The sequence below is a fragment of the Vibrio sp. N418 genome (assembly GCF_000222565.1).
Lineage (GTDB): Bacteria > Pseudomonadota > Gammaproteobacteria > Enterobacterales > Vibrionaceae > Vibrio > Vibrio scophthalmi.
In genome coordinates, this window is the sequence record NZ_AFWD01000040.1 from 1 (window position 1) to 18,047 (window position 18,047).

Here is an 18,047-nt window from a genome sequence, read left to right on the forward strand (position 1 = left end):
TTTTGAAAAAGCCCTGCTAGCAATAGCAGGGCTTTTTTACGTCTATAGGAAATGAACATAGTGGTAGTTCAGTTGGTTAGGCTTTTTATCGAAGAGCTTGGCGACCTGTCACTCCGGGGGCGGGTTGCTTTCTTGGTTATTAGAAGTCCCGTCCACTCCGCCACTTATTTGGAGAAGCCCTACTAGCAATAGCAGGTTTTTTACGTCTGTATTAAAAAATAACGACTATTCAGTAAGTTAGGCCTTTTATTGGAGATCTTGGCGGCTACAATATTCTCGCTTCTCGCTTCTCGCTTCTCGCTTCTCGCTTCTCGCTTCTCGCTTCTCGCTTCTCGCTTCTCGCCCTATCTTTCAAATACTTTATACCGCTAAGCCTGCTAATCGTACTGATAGGGATAGGTGCAACTTCTTAGAATATCTGTGCTTTTTACGTTGGTTCATTACCTTTATTTTCCTTTTATTTTGTAGTGATGGTTACGATAGATAATCACTATTGAACTTATTGGCAAGTGGGGCTAAAACCCACATAGAGTTTATAGTTTTGCAGCAATGTCGCTGTGAAAATTGATCTGGAGTGGAGTGTTTGCGAGTAAGAGGTTTTTTCTCTGCGGCTTGTTTAGTTCTGTTGCTTGCCAATGCGACGGATGAACAGGTATTGCCTCGTGATCCTGAATTTATCGCCGAAGCTTATCAACTTCGGCTGCCTTCTGAGCATCAAATCTCTCGTCAATTAGCGATCCTTAACTATAAAGACTTCCATTACTATTTACTGAGCCGTTATCTAAACAAACCTGCCGAACGGCAAAATCAGCTAAGTTACTGCTTGTTGACCAACGACACACTCAGTGCACTGGCGTTTCGTGCATTGTCACTGCTTGTTGAAGAACCCATTGGTGCAATGGGTTATCGAGTTAAACAACACTATGAATCTAATTTAATTTATCGCTTTATACATAGCCGAAATCATTTGCAGATTGGTTAATAAAATCTGTTCTGTTTATGAGGTAAAAAAATGTTGGATTCAATTATTTCGGTCTTGATGGCGCTATGGCATCAAGACTTTGCGACCTTAATGACACCAGGCAGTGCTGCCATGGTGTATTTTGTGGTGGGTGCGCTGATCTTCTTAGAAAGTGGCTTTATTCCCGCGGCACCATTTCCTTGCGATAGCGTAGTGGTGTTATCTGGTACGTTAGCGGCTGTTGGCGTATTAGATCCATTTCTGGTGTTGATTATTATCGCGACTTGCGCGGCAACGGGAAGTTGGGCTGCCTATGTACAAGGACGTCTACTCAATCGTCTGCCTAAAGTTCAAGGTTGGGTAAATGCAGTTCCGCAAAAGCGTTTACAGCAAGTTGATATGCTTTTGGGTAAGCATGGATTAGTCGCTTTGTTCTGTGCGCGTTTTGTGCCAGTGGTGCGCTCTCTGCTGCCGTTGATGATGGGTATGCGTGCTAATAAAGTGAACAAATTCCACTACTTTGCATGGTTAAGCGCTATTTTATGGACCTTGTTACTTTGCTCTTTCGGTATGCTGTTACCATTGTTGCCTGAAAACATCAGCAAGTTAGTGACGATGGCTTTAATGGCTGCTCCAGTGATCACTTTTGTTACCGCGCTATTGGGCTTTATTACAATGCGTGTCCGTCGTGCTTTGAATGAGCAACAAGCCAGCAAGGTGAAACCGATTGTTGAAAAAGTAGAGCGTTAAGCCATATTAGGGCTTTTGGGTTACGATGATCTAAAAGCTACCTAAAGGTTAGTGTGAGCAATACGATTACAATAAAAAAGGCAGCCTCGGCTGCCTTTTTTATTTTTTATATGATTTATGATTCTATTTTTACTTCTGCTTTTTTCGCTCTTTCAATCATTGGGGTAATGGTCGACCCTTGAATCAAAATCGAGAAAACAACGACGGCGTATGTCATGACCAGAATAATTTCTCTTACATCGATTTGTTTTTCTGGGATAACCCAAATGCCTGCAGGAATCGATAGTGCCATGGCGAGCGCTAAGCCCCCACGTAAGCCGCCCCAGGTTAAGATAGGGATAGACCAAGGATTATAGGTTCGATAACGTTTAAAACCTATATAAGAGCAAAATACGCTGAGGAAGCGACCTGTTAAGACCAATGGAATGGCAAACGCCATTAGAATGAAGTCTTCTTGGTGGAATTTGAATAGCAGCATCGACATACCGATAAGTAAGAACAGTACGCCATTAAAGAACTCATCGACCAACTCCCAGAAATGGTCGAGATGATCTTCACTCTCTTTTGAAAAGCCAATATAGCGCGTCCAGTTGCCAATCATAATACCAGAGACCACCATCGCCAGAGGACCGGATACATGAAGAATGTCAGCCAATGCATAACCTGCGGTTGGGATACCGATGGTTAATAGCAACTCCATTGAGTGGTCGTCCGTTGCACAGATCAGATAGTGGAACACTAAGCCGAGTAGTAGGCCATAAACAATGCCGCCAATCGCTTCTTGAACAAATAGCATAGAGACGCTGCTTAGCGTTGGTGCTTCATTGCCAAATGCGATGGTATAGATGGTCACAAAAATGACTAAACCAAAGCCGTCATTAAATAACGATTCTCCCTCAATTTGAGTTGAGATGCGTTTTGGTGCATTGAGTTTTTTTACAATGGCAAGAACGGCGATGGGATCGGTTGGAGAAATAAGTGCACCGAACAGCAGGCAGTAAACGAGGTCAAATTTGATGCCGATAAGTTGGCAAAAACCAAATAGAGCGTAACCAATAAAGAAGGTAGAGAACAGCGTAGCACCTAAGGCTAATACGGTTATTTCCCATTTCTGATCTTTAAGGTTTGGTAATTTAATCCCAAGACCACCGGCAAACAGTAGAAAACCTAAAATGCCTTTAAGCAAGAAATCTTCGAAGTTAATACTCGACATGGTGTGAGTCGCAATTTCCGTCAATTGAAACCAGTCATTTTGGCCTGCAATCAAGATGAGTAATGAAAGCATCATTGAGCCCGCGGTGATCGCGATGGTTGTTTGCATCTTGCCGATTTTGCTATTGATAAAAGCAATAAGCATCGCGGCAGCAGATAAAAAACAAAGAGTGTAGTAGACGGACATATTTGGACTCTTGTGTAACAAATTGTGAATAAGAATTCTGTGCCTAAGATGAGCAAATGGCAAATATTATTTCGTCATGGTGCTGTTAGGGATTAACTATTTTAGACGTCTAGACTCCTTTGAATTGTATGATAGGATGGTGTCATACACAAAGGAATGAGGCTGTACTGTGGGAAGCAAAATAAGACAACAGATCGAGGCGCAACTAAAGCGACGCATCTTATTGATTGATGGTGGCATGGGCACCATGATTCAAGATTACAAATTAGAAGAACAAGAATACCGTGGAGAGCGATTCGCGGATTGGCATTGTGACCTCAAAGGGAACAATGATCTGTTGGTGTTATCACAGCCGAAATTGATTAAAGATATTCACCTCGACTATCTGGAAGCCGGTGCAGATATTCTCGAAACCAATACTTTTAATGCGACCACTATTGCCATGGCCGATTACGACATGGAAAGCCTGAGTGCAGAGATTAACTTCGTTGCGGCTAAACTTGCTCGTGAGGCCGCAGATGAATGGACGGCTAAGACACCAGATAAACCAAGGTATGTCGCCGGTGTGTTAGGCCCAACTAACCGAACCTGTTCGATCTCTCCCGATGTTAACGATCCTGGTTATCGCAATGTGAGTTTTGATGAGCTGGTCGAAGCTTATTCAGAGTCGACTCATGCGCTGATTCGAGGTGGCGCGGATCTCATTTTACTTGAAACGATCTTCGATACTCTGAATGCCAAAGCGTGTGCGTTTGCGGTAGAAACGGTGTTTGAAGAGCTAGGGTATTCACTGCCAGTGATGATCTCCGGTACGATCACCGATGCTTCTGGGCGTACCCTCTCTGGGCAAACGACAGAAGCGTTTTATAACTCTCTTCGTCATGTTAAACCTATTTCGTTTGGCCTGAACTGTGCATTGGGCCCTGACGAACTGCGTCCTTATGTGGTTGAGCTATCGCGTATCTCGGAAACCTTTGTTTCAGTCCACCCAAATGCTGGTCTGCCTAATGCGTTTGGTGAGTATGATTTATCACCAGAGGATATGGCTGAACATGTGACTGAGTGGGCGCAGAGCGGATTCTTAAACTTGATTGGTGGTTGTTGTGGCACAACACCTGAACATATTCGCCAAATGGCGCTAGCCGTAGAAGGTGTGACGCCAAGATCATTACCGGATTTGCCAGTTGCGTGTCGTTTATCAGGTTTAGAGCCTTTAACGATCGAGAAAGATACCTTGTTCTTAAATGTGGGTGAGCGAACTAACGTGACCGGCTCTGCTCGCTTTAAACGCTTAATCAAGGAGGAGTTGTACGAAGAAGCGCTCGATGTTGCGCGTCAGCAAGTTGAAAACGGCGCACAGATCATCGATATCAATATGGATGAGGGCATGATTGATGCCGAAGCCTGTATGGTACGCTTTTTGAACCTGTGTGCATCGGAGCCGGAAATTTCCAAAGTGCCCATCATGGTTGATTCCTCTAAGTGGGAAGTCATTGAAGCGGGTTTAAAGTGCATTCAAGGCAAAGGCATCGTTAACTCGATTTCGCTGAAAGAAGGCAAAGAAAAGTTTGTCGCTCAAGCCAAGCTTGTTCGTCGCTATGGCGCGGCGATTATTGTCATGGCATTTGATGAAGTTGGCCAAGCAGAGACTCGTGAGCGCAAACTTGAGATTTGTACCAACGCCTACCGCATCTTGGTTGATGAAGTGGGTTTCCCGCCAGAAGACATCATCTTCGACCCAAATATTTTTGCTGTTGCGACGGGCATTGAAGAGCACAATAACTACGCGGTCGATTTTATCGAAGCGGTGGCAGATATTAAACGAGACTTACCACATGCGATGATTTCTGGTGGCGTGTCGAACGTTTCGTTCTCTTTCCGTGGCAATAACTATGTACGTGAAGCGATTCACGCGGTTTTCCTCTATCACTGTTTTAAGAATGGTATGGATATGGGAATCGTTAACGCGGGTCAGCTTGAGATCTACGACAATGTGCCAGAAACCCTGCGTGAAGCAGTGGAAGATGTGGTGCTTAACCGTCGTGATGATTCGACTGAACGCCTGCTGGACATCGCCCAAGAGTATCTTGATAAAGCCGTGGGCAAGGTGGAAGACGCGTCGTCGTTAGAGTGGCGAACGTGGCCGGTTGAAAAGAGACTAGAGCACTCACTGGTTAAAGGTATCACCGAATTTATTGTTGAAGACACGGAAGAAGCGCGTGTTAATGCTTCTCGTCCTATCGAGGTCATTGAAGGCCCATTGATGGATGGCATGAACGTGGTGGGTGACTTGTTTGGTGAAGGCAAAATGTTCCTACCGCAAGTTGTCAAATCTGCACGCGTTATGAAACAGGCGGTTGCTCACTTAGAGCCGTTCATCAATGCCTCTAAAGAGGTGGGCTCGACCAACGGTAAGATTCTTCTAGCTACAGTGAAGGGGGATGTTCATGACATTGGCAAAAACATTGTTGGTGTTGTTTTGCAATGTAATAACTATGAAATTATCGATCTTGGCGTCATGGTGCCATGTGAAAAGATCCTCAAAGTCGCGCAAGAAGAGAATGTCGATATCATCGGTTTATCTGGCCTGATCACCCCTTCACTTGATGAGATGGTGCATGTAGCTAAAGAGATGGAACGACAAGGCTTTGAACTACCATTGTTAATTGGTGGTGCAACGACTTCTAAAGCGCATACGGCGGTGAAGATTGAGCAGAATTACCACAAGCCAGTTGTGTACGTGAATAATGCATCACGAGCGGTAGGGGTGTGTACCTCGCTGTTGTCCAAAGAACTTTATCCTGCTTTTGTTGAGAAGTTGGATGCGGATTATGAAGTGGTGAGAGATCAGCACCGTCGTAAGAAGCCACGTACTCGCCCTGTGACACTTGAAAGGGCGCGAGCGAATAAGGTCGCGATTGACTGGGCTAGCTACACGCCGCCAGCTCCAGCTAAACCGGGTGTGCATATATTTAAAGATTTTGATATTGCTACTTTGCGCCAATATATCGATTGGACGCCATTCTTTATGACTTGGTCGTTGGTGGGTAAGTATCCAGCAATCTTAGAACATGAAGAAGTAGGCGAGGAAGCTAAGCGACTATTCAAAGATGCCAATGAGTTGCTTGATCGTGTTGAGCGTGAAAAGTTACTGGAAGCGCGTGGTATGTGTGCATTGTTACCAGCAGCAAGTGTTGGTGACGACATTGAAGTGTATACCGATGAATCACGTACAGAAGTGGCCAAAGTGCTGTATAACCTGCGCCAGCAAACCGAGAAACCGAAAGGGTTTAACTACTGTCTGTCAGATTACATCGCGCCGAAAGAGAGCGGTAAACTTGATTGGATTGGTGCGTTCGCGGTTACCGGAGGTATCGGTGAAAGAGAGTTGGCCGATCAATATAAAGCTGCTGGTGATGACTACAACGCCATTATGATTCAGGCGGTTGCGGACCGTTTAGCTGAAGCATTTGCTGAGTATTTGCATGAGAAAGTACGTAAGGAAATCTGGGGTTATGCAAGTGATGAAGCGCTCTCTAATGATGATTTGATTCGAGAAAAGTATCAAGGTATTCGCCCTGCACCTGGCTACCCTGCTTGCCCAGAGCATACCGAAAAAGGAGCGTTGTGGGAGTTGCTAAATGTTGAAGAGAGTATAGAGATGTCTCTGACCAGTAGCTATGCGATGTGGCCGGGCGCGGCGGTTTCGGGCTGGTACTTCTCGCACCCTGATTCTCGTTACTTTGCCATTGCGCAAATTCAGCAAGATCAGGCGGAAAGCTATGCTGACCGAAAAGGTTGGGATATGTTGGAAGCTGAAAAATGGCTCGGGCCCAACATGAATTAATACGCCTTTGCTAGCCGCTAAAGAGACAAAAAAGCACAGCTTGAAGCTGTGCTTTTTTATTGGGATTTTGCTGTGAACGAGTTAAATAAAAATCGTCGCTAAGCCCAAGAAAACCGATAGACCAATTACATCCGTAACGGTTGTTAGCGCCATACCACCCGCTAGCGCTGGGTCGATATTCATTTTCTTCAGCATAATAGGGATGGTTACCCCCGCGATACCCGCGACCAATAAGTTGGTCATCATCGCTGCGGAAATAATACCACCAAGTATCCAATTGCCTTTCCAAGCAACCACAATACCACCAATGATTAACGCCCACATGATGCCATTGAGAAAACCGATCGCGGCTTCTTTGATTAACAATTCACGTTTGTTTGAATCACCGATATGGCCTAATGCTAAGCCACGAATGACAAGAGCAACGGTTTGGTTACCCGCAACCCCACCCATCGAAGGTACGATAGTCATCAAGACTGCAATGGCCGCCATTTGATCTAAAGTGGCTTCAAACATGTTGGAAACTGAGGCCGCTGCAAGGGCTGCAAGTACATTCGCACCAAGCCAAACACTACGTTTGCGCGCCGATTTCACCACCGGGGCAAAGGTATCTTCATCATCGTCTAGACCCGCCATACTCATCATTGAGTGCTCGGCATCTTCACGAATAACGTCAACCACGTCATCGATGGTGATACGACCTACGAGTAGTTGGTTCTCATCAATGACAGGAGCAGAAACCCAGTTACGACGTTCGAATAGGCTCGCGACATCGGAGTCCTTCATCGTCACTTCGATTGCATCGTCCGCATCTTCCATCACATCCGCAACTTTGACATCGGGTTGGGTGGTAAGAATGGCCGTTAATGAGAGCTCACCAATTAGGCGATTCTCTTCATCAATGACGTACAACGCATCGGTCGCTTCAGGTAGTTCACCACGCATACGTAAGTAGCGGAGCACAACGTCAATATCGACATCACCACGAATGGTAATGACGTCGGTATTCATTAAACTACCTGCGGTATCCTCTGAATACGATAGGGCAGTTTCAACACGTTGACGATCTTCCACATCCATCTGCGAAAGTACTTCACGCGAAACATCGTCAGGCAGGCTTCGGAGGACGTAAGCGACATCATCGGTGTCCATGCCTTCGGTTGCTTCAGCCAACATCTCTGGCGCCATTCTAGACACAAGATCGTCTTTTACATCCTCGCTTAATTCATCGAGGATTTCGCCATAATCTTCTGGATCGGTTAGTTGCCAAAGAACTTCACGGCTTTTACGCGGAGAGGCTTCTAAGAGATGAGCGATATCTTCCGGTTCCATGTCCTGCAGCTGACGGCGGACGTGGACGAAACGGCCATTTTCTAGAGCATCTGTGACTTCTTGGAGGGCTTGGTGAGCTTGATCAAACTCTATTTGCTCGGCCATCGATTCCCCCTGACTCTATATGGTTACAATGCGTTGAATAGTAACTTAATTTAACGGCTTGTTTAATAAGTTAGTGTTAAGAAAATCTAATTATCTGTTGATAAGTGAGCCGTAGATGTAATCAGTGTAGGTGAAGGGTTACTCATCTTCGTCAAATTTATGCTCAATTAACTGGCAAACCGCGATTAATGCCTCGCTTGCATCATTCCCTTCAGCGTGAATGGTGACATGCTCGCCTTGTGCTGATTCGAGCATCAATAAGCCCATAACACTGTCGGCAGTGGCAACTTTTCCATCATGGTTTTGAATGGTCAAAATGGCATTAAATGATTGTGCGAGTTCAACCAGTTTAACTGCCGCACGAGCGTGTAGCCCAAGTCGATTCTCAATTAGGACGGTTTTACTCTCTTGCGGCATGCGTTAATCCTGTCGGTTTTTCTCAAGCGAGGTGTGGCGAATTTGCACCTGATGGCCTAGTTCAGCGAAGTACTCGCCAATTTGTTGGGTGAGGTAGACTGAGCGGTGCTTGCCGCCAGTACAGCCGATCGCCACCGTCAGATAGCTGCGATTATTTTTTTCTAACATTGGTAGCCAGTGTTCAATGAATTTCTGCACTTGGAGTTTTAATTCAATCACTTCTTGATGGCTTTCCAAATAGGATTTAATTGGTGCATCTAGCCCAGTGAGTGGGCGTAAATCGGGCTCCCAATGTGGATTGGGAAGAAAACGCACATCGAAGACATAATCAGCATCACTGGGTAGGCCATATTTGAAACCAAATGATTGGAATACCATCACCAAATCTTTGCGTTCACGCCCTTCTACTCGCCGGCGAACATTCTCACTCAATTCATGCAGCGATTGATTGCTGCTATCAATGATGAGATCAGCGTGTTCTTTGAGTGGCGAAAGAATGCTTTTTTCTTTTTCAATCGCTTGCTCGAGCGAGGTGCTTTCATGTGCCAATGAGAGGGGGTGGATACGGCGAGTTTCGCTGTATCGCTTAAGTAAAGTGTCTTTATTGGCATCAAGAAACAGCACGCTTACATCGGTTTCTTGTTTTAGCTTTTGTAGTACATCGTTAACCAAGGTTGGTTCTTCGGGTAGGTTACGAATATCGATACTGACCGCGACATTTTGCTTGCTGCCTTGAATGGATTGTACGAATACATTCAATAGGTTAACAGGAAGGTTATCAACACAATAGTAACCTAAATCTTCAAGCACACGTAGCGCTACGCTTTTACCTGCTCCTGATTGGCCACTGACTACAATTAAACGCATAACAACGACTACCTGTTGATCATAATGTCATACAGCTCTTGATCCGACTGCGCTTTGCGAAGCTGCTTGAGGATCAGCTTGTCGTTAAGACGTTCAGCCATACATGAGAGGGTTTTGAGGTGTTCTTTGCATTGTGCATCAGGCACAAGTAAAGCAAATAGGAGGTCAACGGGACGGTTATCAATCGCGTCGAATTCTATTGGGCTTTCGCATTGTAAAAGGACGGCGACAGCTTGGTCGCTTGACTGCATACGAGCATGGGGAATGGCTATTCCATTTCCAATGCCAGTACTGCCCATCTTTTCACGACTGAGCATGCATTCAAACAGTTCGGTTGAGTTTTGTCCGGTATGCTCTGCGACGATTTCACTGATCATCTCAAGAGCGCGTTTTTTGCTGGTGCATTGGACTGCACTTTTGGTGCAGTCCAAGGTTAGAATTTCGCTAAGTTGCATAGTTAATGATTATGTAGTTTTTCTTTGTGCTTATTGAGCTGTCTAACCAGTTTATCGGTTAGCGAGTCGATTGCGGCATACATGCTTTCGTCATCAGCTGACGCATGTATTTCGCCTTGATTAATATGAAGGGTAGCTTCTGCGATTTGCTGAAGTTTTTCAACTTTTAAAACCACTTGAACACTGTTGATGTGGTCGAAAAAACGCTCCAGCTTTTGAAATTTTTCGTTTACGTAGTCTTGCATTGAGTCGGTAAGATCAACGTGGTGGCCAGTAATATTGATTTGCATAGGCTTTCCTTCTCGGTTGTTGCCTTAAAGTAGGCGTTTACGCTGACTTGAAGGGGCAATGCCCAAGGACTCTCGGTATTTAGCTATTGTTCGTCTAGCGACCTGAATCCCTTGGTCAGCGAGTAGAGCTGCAATTTTGCTATCGCTAAGAGGCTTAGCGCTGTTTTCTGCAGCGACGAGCTTTTTAATTAAAGCACGAATTGCAGTTGAAGAGCATTCTCCACCATTGTCTGTACTGACGTGACTGGAGAAGAAATACTTCAATTCAAATATACCGCGTGGCGTGTGCATATACTTCTGTGTCGTAACACGAGAGATAGTTGACTCATGCATATCCACGGAGAGAGCGACGTCATTGAGTACCATTGGTTTCATCGCCTCTTCGCCATACTCGAAGAAATTTCTTTGATGTTCAACAATACACTTGGCAACTTTGAGCAGTGTCTCGTTTCGGCTTTCTAAGCTTTTGATTAGCCATTTTGCTTCTTGCAAATTAGAACGAATGTACTGGCTATCTGGGCTGCTGCCTTTGCCGAGTGCGGCGTACTGTTGATTGACTTTTAAACGTGGAATGGCATCAGGGTTGCTGGTCACCATCCATTTTCCATGTTCTTTAAATACGGATACATCAGGGATCACGTATTCGGCTTGCTCACTCGATATGCGACTACCCGGACGCGGATCCAATTGTTGGATCAGTTTGAGTACATCACGTAGCTCCGTTTCTTTAAGCTTAGTCTCTTTGATGATCAACTTGTAATCCCGATTACCAAGTTGATCAATATGATCGGTCAACACCAGTTTAGCTTCGTTTAACCAAGGCGTGTCTTCTGGGTAAGTCGCTAGCTGGAGTAGTAGGCAGTCTTGTAAGTTGATAGAGGCGACACCGAGTGGGTCAAATTGCTGAATTCGTTTACGAACGGCTTCAATTTCCTCTGGTTCTACTTCTTCATGATCAAAGTTTTCCAGAATTTCGGAAAGCGGTACGGTTAGATAACCGTAATCATCAATGGCATCAATCAGTGCAAGTGCAATGGTTCTATCAAGTTCACTAAATGGGGTTAAATCGAGTTGCCAGATGAGGTAGTCGTAAAGAGATTCGGTGGTTTCACCTTGATAAATCGGTGCATCGTCATCGACGGCGATGCCCGTACTGCCAGTATTTGCGCTATAGACATCATCCCATGTAGTGTCTATTTCAAGTTCAGAACTGATCTCTGATTTTTCAATCAGCTCTGAGCTATCTTGCTGCTCACTTTCTGCGACTTCCGCACTGGATTCTTTTTCCTCATTACGGTTTTTCTCTTCGCTGGTGGTCAGTTCTTCATTGCCTTCCTCCACTTCGAGCAGTGGGTTGGAGTCCAAGGCTTCTTGAATCTCCTGTTGAAGATCTAATGTAGACAGCTGCAACAAGCGAATGGCCTGCTGTAACTGTGGCGTCATCGCCAACTGTTGTCCTAGCTTGAGTTGTAATGAGGGTTTCATTCAGTAATACATGCCTTTTAAAGTTCTACAGACTTTTTAATAATCATAGTCGGAATTGTTCACCAAGATAAACTTGTTTCACTTGCTCGTTGTTAAGCACGTCTTCTGGTGTCCCTTCTGCAATAAGATGTCCTTGGCTTACAATGTAGGCTTTTTCACATACATCAAGCGTTTCACGAACGTTGTGGTCTGTAATCAAAACCCCAAGGCCTCGATCACGAAGATGGACAATGATTTTCTTGATGTCGATTACCGAGATAGGATCGACACCAGCGAAAGGTTCATCCAACAGAATAAACTGTGGGTTAGCGGCCAGTGCGCGTGCAATTTCTACACGTCGACGCTCACCCCCTGATAGTGCCATACCCGCACTTTCACGAATGTGCTGAATGTGGAATTCTTCTAATAAATCTTCCAGCTTATCTTGGCGCTCTTCGCGGGTTAGCTCTTCGCGGGTTTCTAAAACTGCCATAATGTTGTCTTGTACCGACAATTTACGGAAGATAGAGGCTTCCTGTGGTAGGTAGCCAATCCCCATGCGTGAGCGGCTGTGCATCGGTAAGATACTGATGTCTTGTCCATCAATACTGATAACACCTTCATCACGAGCCACTAAGCCGACGATCATATAGAACGAAGTTGTTTTACCGGCACCATTAGGGCCTAGTAATCCCACTATCTGGCCTGATTCAACTTGTAAGCTGACGTCAGAAACCACTTTTCGATTTTTATAGCTTTTCGCTAGGTGTTCTGCTTTTAAAATCGCCATAATTATTCTTGTACTGCTTGAGGCTGAAGTACGGTCGACACTCGATCGCCCTTTTGCTTACCGTCAGCAACTAATTTTTGTGATGAAATATGGTAACGAATATGATTACCGCGAATTTCGCTGTCATCTTGTGCCAACATTGCGTCATCAATCATCGTGAGTTGGTCGTTACTCACTTCGTAATGCAGCTCTTTTGCTTCACCGTATAAGGTTTTGCCATCGTCAGTGAGCTGAGAAAAGGTCGCTAGATTGCCATAGCCATCAATCTTGTTGATTGAGCCATCTGTTTTATTACGAGTGACGATAATCTTGTCGGCATTGATATTGATGCTGCCTTGCTTAAGCTTTACATCACCAAGGAAGGTGACTTGGTTGCTTTGCATATCAAGGTGTTGACTGTCTGAATCAATGTATACAGGCTGATCGCGGTCAGTCGACAATGCCATAGCCTGTGTTGCTGCGAACAAACAGGCGATTAAACTAAGGTGTGAGAGTTTCATATCTGCCTTGTACATGATTGTAAAGTATCGCGGTGTTGTCAGCGAAATTGCCTTTCATCGCTTGACCTACCGTCTCAAATTGAGGGCCAATTAGGGTAACTTGGTTATCCGCCCAAAAATCACGATTATCCAACTGAATATGCATTATGTCAGTTGATAATGTGTCAAATCCGGAGTCAGGTAGTAAATTTTTACCTAATACATTGCTTTGCAGTGTAAGCACATGATCTTTAGTTAATACGCCATGCTCTGCGGTAATCTCCCATTCTTGAATATCGCCATTGAGATAGACTTTCAATATTGGCTTATCAAACACGGTATCACCACTGCTGGCATAGTTGTCCAATTCAGTGGATATGATCACGTAACTACGAACACCTTGTTCATTGTATGAGGTGTTGGTTAGGTCATGGCCGGTAAAGAGTGGTAGCTCTACATTCGGTTCGACCTGAATATCGTAACTGGCTTTGTTGGTCATCAAGTAATAGCCAGAAATGGCAATGATGACGACCAGCAGTAAATAACCGATACGAGATAAACTCATATACTTAAACCTTTGTGTACGTCTAGTTCGTCACGAGCCTGAAGGATCAGATCGCAAACTTCACGCACTGCGCCATGGCCACCTTTAATGGTTGTGACGTAGTTCGCACGTTGAACAAGCAAAGGATGACCATCAGCCACACACACTTTTAGTGCGACTTTTTCCATGACCGGCCAATCAATTAGATCATCGCCAATATAGCCGGTTTGCTCGGGAGCAATCCCTAGCTGTTGGCAAATATCGTGGTAAGCCTTCACCTTATCGTCTTGGCCTTGATAAATCAGTTTAATGCCCAGCGCTTTCATGCGATTTTCGACGATCTGAGACTGACGTCCAGTAATGATGGCAATTTCAATGCCTGCGTTCATTAATGATTTTACGCCGTATCCATCACGAGTGTGGAAAGTTTTTAGTTCTTCCCCTTGGTTACCCATGTAGATAAGGCCGTCAGAGAAGACTCCGTCGACATCACAGATCAATAGCTTAATTTGTTTGGCAATCGCTAAAATATCAGCGTCAACTTCACCATATAAGGTGCTGACTTTTTCAGTCATTACATGACCCCAGCTTTGAGTAGGTCGTGCATATTCAATGCACCAACCACGGTGTTGTTTTCACAAAGCAGTAATCCATTAATGCTTTTCTCTTGCATCAAGTTTACACCTTCAGCCGCCAACATGTTTGGATTGGCAACGGTCGGGTTTTTGGTCATCACTTCGCTGATAAGAGCGCTATGAATATCAATGCGTTTATCTAAAATTCGGCGGAGGTCACCATCGGTAAAAATACCGAGCAGCTGTTTATCTTGGTCAACAACTGCCGTCATGCCGAGGCCTTTTTGTGTTATTTCAAGCAATGCATCACGCACTAAGGTTTGTGGTGAAACTAAGGGGAGTTCATCACCAGTGTGCATGATGTCTGATAATTTTAGTAACAGCTTGCGGCCAAGTGCCCCACCTGGGTGCGACAATGCGAAATCTTCAGCAGTAAAGCCACGAGCTTGTAATAAAGAAACCGCAAGGGCATCTCCCATCACTAACGTTGCAGTGGTGCTGGAGGTCGGAGCTAAACCGAGTGGGCACGCTTCTTTCGGCACGGTAATTTGCAGGTGAATATCTGCCAGCTTTGCCATGTTAGATGTCGGTTTACCCGTCATGCTGATGATGGTGATTTTGAGGCGTTTTAGCACAGGGAATAGTGATAATATTTCGCCTGATTCACCCGAGTTTGAAATCGCCAGAACGATATCTCCTGGCTCAATCATACCAAGATCGCCGTGTGCAGCCTCTCCTGGGTGAACAAAAAACGCTGAAGTACCTGTACTCGCCAGAGAGGCGGCAATCTTATTGCCAATATGTCCAGATTTACCCATTCCCATGATCACTACTTTGCCATTTTTATTGGCTAAAATCGTCTCACAAGCTTGAGCAAAACTGTCGTTGAAATATTGGTCTAGCTGCTTTAATGCTTCAATTTCAATATTAAGCACTTCTAATGCGGCAGCGCGATAATCAAACATCACAATCTCCAGCGAACAATTACGCGTTCATATTGATAACAAGGTAGCTCTGGTACGCAACAAATACGACCACAAGGAATGCGCCTTCAAAACGATTGATGCTGCGCGATTTTCCTAGCGCCATCACAACCAGCAGTAGCGATACCGCCAACATGACCCAAAAATCGCGACCCATGACGAGCTCGCTTAGAATTGAAGGATTAAGAATGCCGGGAATACCCATTACCGCAAGGATGTTAAATACATTTGAGCCGATGATATTACCAACGGCCATGTCATCTTCGCCTTTCATTACGCCAGCTACCGAAGCAGCTAATTCAGGTAAGCTTGTGCCTACCGCGATAATCGTTAGACCGATCACCAGATCGCTCATGCCAAAATATTTTGCAATGACAACAGAGCTATCTACCAGAGTGTCAGCAGCGATAGGCAAAATAATTAAACCGATAACAACCCACATTAAGGCAATTTTGTTGTCTACGCCTTCAGGGACGTCTTGCTCTTGTTCTTCAAGTAGCACATCACCGTTTGGTTGCTCTTTACGACTAATGCGCAACATAGCAAGAATAAAGATAACGAATAGACCTAGCAGCAGCACACCTTCGTAGAAGCCAAGATGGTTATCCCACAAGATTGCACCCGCAATCAGGGTGACACCGATCATCAGTGGCAGTTCACGACGTAATACCGGTGAACTAATCGAGAGTGGCTTAATCATGGCGGTGATGCCAAGAATTAGTGCGATGTTTGCGATGTTGGAACCAATCACGTTACCGACCGCAGTGTCGGTTTTGCCATCCAGCGCTGCCGTTGCGGACACCATCATTTCAGGGGCTGAAGAGCCCATTGCTAGGATCGTCATACCAATCACCAGTGGTGAAATACCGAAGTTACGCGCTAGGGCTGCAGAGCCATAAACCAGTTTGTCGGCACTCCATACCAGAAAAATGAGACCAATAATAAGAAACGCTACCGCTTCGATCATGATATATCCTAACTTATCTACAAACTGAACAATTTAACCGTCAATTTTGACGCGTTGGGGGGTAAAATGGAAGCTGAACATGCAATTATTTACCGCCCATTTTGTAATTCCATATGTGGCTTGAATATAAGACGGGAATTTAAGTACTTCACATTTAATTGAACAGTGCTTTAAATTCGAGATTAATCTGCTTATGATTGCGCATCATATAAAGGATTCTGACGACGAGTACCGAATGTCATCAACTGATTTGGTTACAGTCAATAATCTCACTTTTTCACGTGGAAATAGGAAGATTTTTGACAACGTAAACCTACATGTTCCCAAGGGCAAAGTGACGGCCATTATGGGACCCTCAGGGATCGGAAAAACGACCTTGTTACGCCTGATCGGCGGACAGATTTCTCCTGATAGTGGAGAGGTTTTATTTGATGGTCTGAATATCCCTACATTGAGTCGCCGTAAGCTCTATCAAGAAAGAAAACGCATGAGTATGCTTTTTCAATCGGGCGCACTCTTCACCGATCTAAACGTTTTCGATAACGTTGCCTTCCCGTTGCGTGAGCACACTCAGCTTGATGAAGAGTTGCTGCGCACCTTAGTTTCACTAAAACTAGAAGCCGTGGGGTTGCGTGGCGCCGCTGAGCTTATGCCAAGTGAGCTTTCTGGTGGTATGGCACGTCGTGCGGCTCTTGCGCGTTCTATTGCTTTAGACCCTGAACTTATCATGTTCGACGAACCCTTTGTTGGCCAAGACCCGATTACCATGGGTGTGTTGGTGGAACTGATTCGTAACCTTAATCAAGCTTTGGCGATTACTGCGATTGTGGTTTCTCATGATGTGCCTGAAGTGATGAGTATTGCCGATTGGGTCTACATTCTTGCCAATGGTCAAGTGATTGCCAGTGGTACTCCTGAGGAGCTGCGAGCCAATCCGGATCCGCAAGTTCAACAATTCCTAGTGGGTGATGCCGACGGCCCGGTGCCGTTTCGATATCCGGCTAAACCAATAGGTGAGGACCTATTTCAATGATAACTCGTGTTCTTAATTTTATAGCCTCTCTAGGTCGACGAGGTATGAAATTTAGTGCGTCTGTTGGTCGTGCTAGCTTGATGCTATTTGGCGCACTAGCAGCCAGACCTCGTCCTATCAAAAACGCACCGTTGTTAATTAAGCAATTGTATAGCGTTGGCGTTCAATCTTTGCTGATCATCATTTTATCTGGTCTGTTTATTGGCATGGTATTGAGCCTTCAAGGTTATGTCATTCTGATTGATTTCGGAGCTGAAGGTGCATTAGGTCAGATGGTTGCGCTATCGTTATTGCGTGAGCTAGGCCCTGTCGTCACTGCACTGCTATTTGCTGGTCGGGCGGGCTCGGCATTGACAGCAGAGATTGGCTTAATGAAAGCCACCGAGCAGCTCTCTTCGATGGAAATGATGGCAGTTGATCCTTTGAAGCGCGTGATTGCACCACGTTTCTGGGCTGGTGTTATTTCTATGCCCTTACTCACGATGATTTTTATGGCGGTGGGTATTTGGGGTGGTCAGCTGGTGGGTGTGGATTGGAAAGGCATCGATCACGGTAGCTTCTGGTCGGCGATGCAATCGTCAGTTGAATTAGGTCAAGATATTGGCAATAGCTTTATCAAAAGCTTTGTTTTTGCCATTACCGTGACTTGGATAGCTTTATTTAATGGATACGATGCGATTCCGACTTCGGAAGGCATCAGCCGCGCAACCACTCGCACGGTAGTACACTCTTCTTTGGCAGTACTTGGACTAGACTTCGTACTGACCGCATTGATGTTCGGGAACTAAA

The 18,047-nt window shown here is 45.1% G+C and carries 18 protein-coding genes; 5 read left to right on the plus strand and 13 right to left on the minus strand.

Annotated features, from left to right (window positions below; genetic code table 11):
• Nucleotides 1-574 precede the first annotated feature (574 nt).
• The gene (locus RH86_RS07550) at nucleotides 575-982 is read left to right on the plus strand and encodes a hypothetical protein (protein WP_223296331.1); all 408 of its coding nucleotides are present in this window, start codon (nucleotides 575-577) and stop codon (nucleotides 980-982) included.
• Nucleotides 983-1,012: 30 nt separating this feature from the next.
• Nucleotides 1,013-1,711, plus strand: a complete 699-nt coding sequence (locus RH86_RS07555) for a DedA family protein (RefSeq protein ID WP_009385787.1) — start codon at nucleotides 1,013-1,015, stop codon at nucleotides 1,709-1,711.
• A gap of 115 nt (nucleotides 1,712-1,826) precedes the next feature.
• Here RH86_RS07555 and RH86_RS07560 read toward each other — a convergent pair whose 3' ends face one another.
• Nucleotides 1,827-3,110: a cation:proton antiporter gene (locus tag RH86_RS07560; RefSeq protein WP_009385788.1), complete on the minus strand. Its 1,284-nt coding sequence runs from the start codon at nucleotides 3,108-3,110 to the stop codon at nucleotides 1,827-1,829.
• A 169-nt stretch (nucleotides 3,111-3,279) separates the two neighbouring features.
• On the opposite strand from RH86_RS07560, the gene metH reads away from it, so the two are divergent.
• Entirely contained in the window at nucleotides 3,280-6,957 is a 3,678-nt protein-coding gene (gene metH / locus RH86_RS07565) for a methionine synthase (protein WP_009385789.1), read from the plus strand.
• A gap of 81 nt (nucleotides 6,958-7,038) precedes the next feature.
• Here metH and mgtE read toward each other — a convergent pair whose 3' ends face one another.
• The 12 genes from mgtE to RH86_RS07625 form a co-directional block, all read right to left on the minus strand.
• Nucleotides 7,039-8,394, minus strand: a complete 1,356-nt coding sequence (mgtE, locus tag RH86_RS07570; protein ID WP_005593695.1) for a magnesium transporter — start codon at nucleotides 8,392-8,394, stop codon at nucleotides 7,039-7,041.
• 138 nt (nucleotides 8,395-8,532) lie between these two features.
• Nucleotides 8,533-8,811 carry an HPr family phosphocarrier protein gene (locus RH86_RS07575; protein ID WP_005593697.1) on the minus strand — a complete coding sequence of 93 codons (279 nt, stop codon included), beginning with the start codon at nucleotides 8,809-8,811 and terminating at the stop codon, nucleotides 8,533-8,535.
• Nucleotides 8,812-8,814: 3 nt separating this feature from the next.
• A complete protein-coding gene (gene rapZ / locus RH86_RS07580) occupies nucleotides 8,815-9,678 on the minus strand; it encodes an RNase adapter RapZ (RefSeq protein WP_005593699.1) in 864 nt (287 codons plus the stop codon).
• Nucleotides 9,679-9,686: 8 nt separating this feature from the next.
• Nucleotides 9,687-10,133, minus strand: a complete 447-nt coding sequence (gene ptsN / locus RH86_RS07585; RefSeq protein WP_005593700.1) for a PTS IIA-like nitrogen regulatory protein PtsN — start codon at nucleotides 10,131-10,133, stop codon at nucleotides 9,687-9,689.
• Between the two features lie 2 nt (nucleotides 10,134-10,135).
• Nucleotides 10,136-10,423 carry a ribosome hibernation promoting factor gene (hpf, locus tag RH86_RS07590; RefSeq protein ID WP_005593702.1) on the minus strand — a complete coding sequence of 96 codons (288 nt, stop codon included), beginning with the start codon at nucleotides 10,421-10,423 and terminating at the stop codon, nucleotides 10,136-10,138.
• A 24-nt stretch (nucleotides 10,424-10,447) separates the two neighbouring features.
• Nucleotides 10,448-11,908 (minus strand): RNA polymerase factor sigma-54, encoded by a 1,461-nt coding sequence (locus RH86_RS07595; RefSeq protein WP_009385790.1) that lies wholly within the window; start codon nucleotides 11,906-11,908, stop codon nucleotides 10,448-10,450.
• Between the two features lie 43 nt (nucleotides 11,909-11,951).
• On the minus strand, nucleotides 11,952-12,677 hold the full coding sequence (gene lptB / locus RH86_RS07600; RefSeq protein WP_005593704.1) for an LPS export ABC transporter ATP-binding protein: 726 nt from the start codon (nucleotides 12,675-12,677) through the stop codon (nucleotides 11,952-11,954).
• Nucleotides 12,678-12,679: 2 nt separating this feature from the next.
• Complete coding sequence (gene lptA, locus RH86_RS07605) at nucleotides 12,680-13,177, minus strand: lipopolysaccharide transport periplasmic protein LptA (RefSeq protein WP_005593705.1); 498 nt, start codon at nucleotides 13,175-13,177, stop codon at nucleotides 12,680-12,682.
• Nucleotides 13,158-13,721 carry an LPS export ABC transporter periplasmic protein LptC gene (gene lptC / locus RH86_RS07610; protein ID WP_009385791.1) on the minus strand — a complete coding sequence of 188 codons (564 nt, stop codon included), beginning with the start codon at nucleotides 13,719-13,721 and terminating at the stop codon, nucleotides 13,158-13,160. Before lptC ends, lptA begins: the two co-directional genes overlap by 20 nt.
• Nucleotides 13,718-14,275 (minus strand): 3-deoxy-manno-octulosonate-8-phosphatase KdsC, encoded by a 558-nt coding sequence (gene kdsC / locus RH86_RS07615; protein ID WP_009385792.1) that lies wholly within the window; start codon nucleotides 14,273-14,275, stop codon nucleotides 13,718-13,720. Before kdsC ends, lptC begins: the two co-directional genes overlap by 4 nt.
• Nucleotides 14,275-15,240, minus strand: a complete 966-nt coding sequence (kdsD, locus tag RH86_RS07620; protein ID WP_005593708.1) for an arabinose-5-phosphate isomerase KdsD — start codon at nucleotides 15,238-15,240, stop codon at nucleotides 14,275-14,277. Before kdsD ends, kdsC begins: the two co-directional genes overlap by 1 nt.
• 19 nt (nucleotides 15,241-15,259) lie before the next feature.
• Nucleotides 15,260-16,225, minus strand: coding sequence for a calcium/sodium antiporter (locus tag RH86_RS07625; protein ID WP_009385793.1), 966 nt, complete (start codon nucleotides 16,223-16,225; stop codon nucleotides 15,260-15,262).
• Between the two features lie 235 nt (nucleotides 16,226-16,460).
• On the opposite strand from RH86_RS07625, the gene mlaF reads away from it, so the two are divergent.
• Nucleotides 16,461-17,258, plus strand: a complete 798-nt coding sequence (gene mlaF / locus RH86_RS07630) for a phospholipid ABC transporter ATP-binding protein MlaF (protein WP_009385794.1) — start codon at nucleotides 16,461-16,463, stop codon at nucleotides 17,256-17,258.
• On the plus strand, nucleotides 17,255-18,046 hold the full coding sequence (mlaE, locus tag RH86_RS07635; protein ID WP_005593714.1) for a lipid asymmetry maintenance ABC transporter permease subunit MlaE: 792 nt from the start codon (nucleotides 17,255-17,257) through the stop codon (nucleotides 18,044-18,046). Before mlaF ends, mlaE begins: the two co-directional genes overlap by 4 nt.
• The last annotated feature ends 1 nt before the right edge of the window (nucleotide 18,047 follow it).